This window comes from Aminobacter sp. P4_H6_2, assembly GCF_056400805.1.
In genome coordinates this window covers 1-4,343 of the sequence record NZ_JBFUKO010000470.1, presented here as the reverse complement: position 1 = coordinate 4,343, position 4,343 = coordinate 1, and the positions used below count along the sequence as shown (strand labels likewise).

Below are 4,343 nucleotides of genomic sequence, written 5' to 3'. Positions count from 1 at the left end.
GTACTACACGAGCCAGCCGCTCGAACGTGGAAACATGAAGCTTCTTGAAGCGACCATGGAGGCCATGAACGCCGAAACCCAGTTGCTCTACTCGTCCGACTGGCCGCACTGGGACTGGGATTCGCCCGCGACCATCGATTCGATCCCGTTCCTCTCCGAACAGGCCAAGCGCAACATTCTCGGGCTCAACGCCGCACGGCTGTTCAAGCTGGACACGACACGCCGCAAGCCGCTCGCCGCAGACGTGCTCGCCAGTCGTCCGAAAACCTCATCGTAGTGGCACAGAACATGACAACATCCGAACATGACGCTGGTTTCAGCGCAGCTGCCGCAGCGATCGCCGCAGTGGCAGACGAAGCTCTGGCAACCCGAACGCTTGATAGCATCAGCGAAGCCGACATTGCCGTTGCGCTTGCCGCACTGGGACGACTTTACTCGGCCAAGGTGGAGAAATCCGACAAGGTTTTCCCGCCCGTCGCTCAGGACGCCCTCACCGCCACCGAGACGGCGGTCCTAGTCAGCGAATTGCTGCGAGCAGCCGACCTCAATGTCTTCGATCTGGCCATGTGGTTCAGGAGGGCGTCGTGAGCGCGCCGGCTATGGTGGCGGGTGCGTCGCGGCAGGTCGTTCTGGGCCGTCACGATGACCTCAAGACCCGGCAGCGCATGGTCGTCGAAGTGGATGGCGTCGGCATCGGCGTCTATTTCATCGGCGATGAAGTGCGGGCCTATCTCAACATTTGCCCGCATATGGGCGGGCCGGTCTGTCAGGGCAAGATCATGCCGCGCACGCTGGAGCAGGTCGCCGAAAACGGCAAGAGCCTGGGCCTCGGCTTTTCCAAAGACCAGTTGCACATCGTCTGCCCCTGGCATGGATTCGAGTTCGACATGCTGACCGGCCGTCACCCGATCGACAAGAATGTTGGGCTGACGCCTGTTCCGGTGCAGGTGAGCGACGGCGAGGTTGTGCTGACCGTCGGGGGACCTCGGCCATGACGGCAGTGCTGGAGACCGACGTCCTCATCGTCGGTGCAGGTCCGGTCGGGTTGACGCTGGGCATGATCCTGGCGCAGCGCGGCGTGGCCGTGACGCTGCTTGAGACGCGTCATCGTGGCGAGCCACCGAATGTGAAATGCAATCACGTCTCGGCGCGTTCGATGGAGATCCTCAGACGGCTGGGCGTCGCAAGTGCTGCCCGCAATGCGGGTTTGCCGGCCGATTATCCGAACGATGTTGCCTACCGCACCAGCATGGTCGGCAAGGCCATCACCCGCATCCCGATCCCCAGCCGGCGCGATCGCTACACGGCGACCGGCGGCCCCGATACGGACTGGCCGACGGCCGAGCCGCCGCACCGGATCAACCAGCTCTTCCTGGAGCCGATCCTGTTTGAACATGCGGTAGCGATGCCGGGCCTGACCGTGCTCAACCGCACCGAATACCTGTCTCACACCGAGACCGCTGATGGCGTTGAGATCAGCGCCCGCAATATCGACAGCGGTGAGCAAACGACGATCCGCGCCAGCTATCTCGCCGGCTGTGACGGCGGCCGCTCGCAGGTGCGCCGCGACATCGGCTCCAAGCTGGTCGGCGACGCAGTGGTTCAGCGCGTTCAGTCCACCTACATCCGCGCGCCCGAATTGCTCGGCCTGATGAACGACCAGCCGGCATGGGCGAGCTTTTCGCTCAACCCTCGCCGCAGCGGCAATGTCTACGCCATCGACGGCCGGGAAACCTGGCTGGTGCACAACTATTTGCGCGATGACGAGCCGGACTTCGACAGCGTCGACCGCGACTGGTCGATCCGCGAAATTCTGGGCGTCGGGCCGGAGTTCTCCTACGAAGTGATCTCGAATGAAGACTGGTTTGGACGGCGCCTCGTCGCCGACAGGTTCCATTCCAGGCGCGTGTTCATTTGCGKCGACGCTGCACATCTGTGGGTACCTTATGCCGGCTACGGCATGAATGCCGGCATTGCCGATGCGGAGTGTTTGGGCTGGTTGCTCGCCGCCTGCGTCGCCGGATGGGGCAAGGCAGGCATGCTCGATGCCTATGCCGCCGAGCGCCAGCCGATCACCGAACAGGTTTCGGTCTTTGCGATGAACCATGCGCACGCCATGGCCAAGGAGCGCCGTATCGTCCCCGCCGACATCGAAGACGACACGCCAGCCGGCGAGACGGCGCGCGAGACGCTCGGGCGCAAGATCTACGATCTGAACGTCCAGCAATATTGCTGTGGCGGCCTCAACTTCGGCTACTACTACGACCGCTCGCCGATCATCGCCTATGACGGCGAGGCACAGCCGGCCTATTCGATGGCCGATTTCACACCATCGACAGTGCCCGGCTGCCGCACGCCTCACATCTGGCTGGCGGACAAGCGCTCGCTCTATGATGCAATGGGGCCTGGCTACACCTTGCTGCGGTTCGACTCGGCCCGCGATGCCCAGCCTTTGAGGGCGGCGGCAGCGGCGCGCGGCATCCCGCTCCAGCTTCTCGACGTTGTGCCCAGCGAGCAAGGTTGCGGCCCTTACACTGAAGCCTTCGTGCTGTCGCGGCCCGACCGGCATGTCGCCTGGCGCGGCGAAACCTGCCCAGTCGATCCCGACGCCCTGCTCGACACAATCACCGGTGTKGCCGCCTCACTGAACTGAGGGAGCCTGATGCGACCTGTTTTGGAATTCTGGAGTTTCCGATGAAGATCATCGATTGTCATGCGCATATGGCGGTGCCACATCAGCTTCCCGCCTACAAGGCGAGCATCCTGTCGCATCGCGGCGCGCATGGCCGCAAGGCGCCGCCAGTCTCCAACGAAGCGCTGGAACAGGCGTTCAACCGCGTCGAGATGGCACCCATGGGCCACCTCGCCTGCCTTGATCAGGCCGGCGTCGACATACAGCTTTTGTCGCCACGCCCATTTCAGCTGATGCATTCGGAAGAGCCCAAGAAGCTCGTTCACTGGTATGTCGAATACGCCAACGACATCATCGCGCAGGAATGTGCGCTCTACCCCGAGCGGTTCTACGGCGTGGCCGGCCTGCCCCAGACCGGAGACAGCCCGATCACCGAGGCGCTGGCCGAGCTCGAGCGCTGCGTCAAGACACATGGTTTCCGCGGCTGCCTGATCAATCCGGACCCGTTTGAAAACAATGGCCGCATGGCCCCGCCGATGGGTGATCGCTACTGGTATCCGCTCTACGAAAAGCTGTGCGAGTTGGACGTCGTCGGGCATGTCCATTCGGCAAGTTCGCGGGCGCCCGAACGCGAGCCCTATTCGCTGCATTTCATCAACGAAGAAACCACGGCGGTCTATGGGCTGTGCAAGTCGACGGTGCTCGACGACTTTCCCGATCTCAAGATCCTGGTCAGCCATGGCGGCGGCGCGATCCCCTACCAGCTCGGCCGCTTCGATGCGACCACGGTGCCGCGCAATGGCATGTCCTCGTCGGGCGTGCGTTTCCGCGACCAGCTGCAGAAGCTCTATTTCGACACCGTGCTTTATTCGCGCGATGCGATCGAACTGCTGGTCAAGGTGGTCGGCGCTTCGCAGTGCCTCTATGGCGCGGAAATGCCCGGTGTCGGCTCGTCCATCGATCCGGAAACCGGCGAGACCTTCGACACCATCATCCCACACATCAACGGTCTGTCGTTCATCTCAGATGATGAACGCAAAGCAATCCTGGGCGGCAATGCCGCACGGCTTTTCAAGATCGAAGCCTGATCAACACCAGGTCACCTGAAGCGCAGCCTTAGAACAACATGGAGGCTACCCAATGGCGAAAATAGTCGGATTCATCTGCACGGCCCACGGGCCGCAACTGCACACCACGCCTGACAAATGGCTGCTGCGCGTCCAGTCGGACCGCACGCGCAAGCACCCGTTCCGCGGCGGCGTCTATTCCTTCGAAGAACTCTGCGAACTGCGCAAGCACGAAAACCTTGCGGCACGCAGCACCATGGAGGCGATGACCGCCAACTATGAGAAGTGCCACGCGGCCAGCGAACGCCTTGCCGACGCCTTCGACGCCATGAAGGCCGATGTCGCCGTCATATTCGGCAACGACCAGCACGAGATCTACGGCGAGGATTTGAGCCCGCCCTACATGATCTACTACGGCGACAAGATCCGCCATCATCMGGCCACCGAAGAAGGCCGCCGCCTGATGCCACCTGGAGTAGCCGAGGGCGAGGCCGGGCATGCGCCGGAAGAATACCGCGAATACGACACCGTGCCGGAACTGGCCAAGCACATCATCGGCAATCTGGTCGAAAACGAATTCGACATCACCGTGTCGCCCAAGCTGCCGACCCACAATCCGCGCACGACCGGCATCAGCCATGCCT

6 protein-coding genes are annotated in these 4,343 nt (G+C 62.6%); all 6 read left to right on the top strand.

Translation table 11 applies throughout. From position 1 onward, the window contains the following. A partial coding sequence (locus AC1DUU_RS24515; protein WP_476785983.1) for an amidohydrolase family protein occupies positions 1-277 on the top strand: 277 nt, incomplete at its 5' end. 11 nt (positions 278-288) lie between these two features. Then, positions 289-588, top strand: a complete 300-nt coding sequence (locus AC1DUU_RS24510) for a hypothetical protein (protein WP_476785982.1) — start codon at positions 289-291, stop codon at positions 586-588. Beyond that, positions 585-995, top strand: a complete 411-nt coding sequence (locus AC1DUU_RS24505; RefSeq protein WP_476785981.1) for a Rieske (2Fe-2S) protein — start codon at positions 585-587, stop codon at positions 993-995. Before AC1DUU_RS24510 ends, AC1DUU_RS24505 begins: the two co-directional genes overlap by 4 nt. Next, on the top strand, positions 992-2,653 hold the full coding sequence (locus tag AC1DUU_RS24500; RefSeq protein ID WP_476785980.1) for an FAD-dependent oxidoreductase: 1,662 nt from the start codon (positions 992-994) through the stop codon (positions 2,651-2,653). The genes AC1DUU_RS24505 and AC1DUU_RS24500 overlap by 4 nt, the downstream gene beginning before the upstream one ends. A gap of 41 nt (positions 2,654-2,694) precedes the next feature. Further along, the gene (locus tag AC1DUU_RS24495) at positions 2,695-3,720 is read left to right on the top strand and encodes an amidohydrolase family protein (protein ID WP_476785979.1); all 1,026 of its coding nucleotides are present in this window, start codon (positions 2,695-2,697) and stop codon (positions 3,718-3,720) included. A 52-nt stretch (positions 3,721-3,772) separates the two neighbouring features. Beyond that, positions 3,773-4,343 (top strand): class III extradiol ring-cleavage dioxygenase family protein (locus tag AC1DUU_RS24490; protein ID WP_476785978.1); only part of this gene is annotated, 571 nt, incomplete at its 3' end.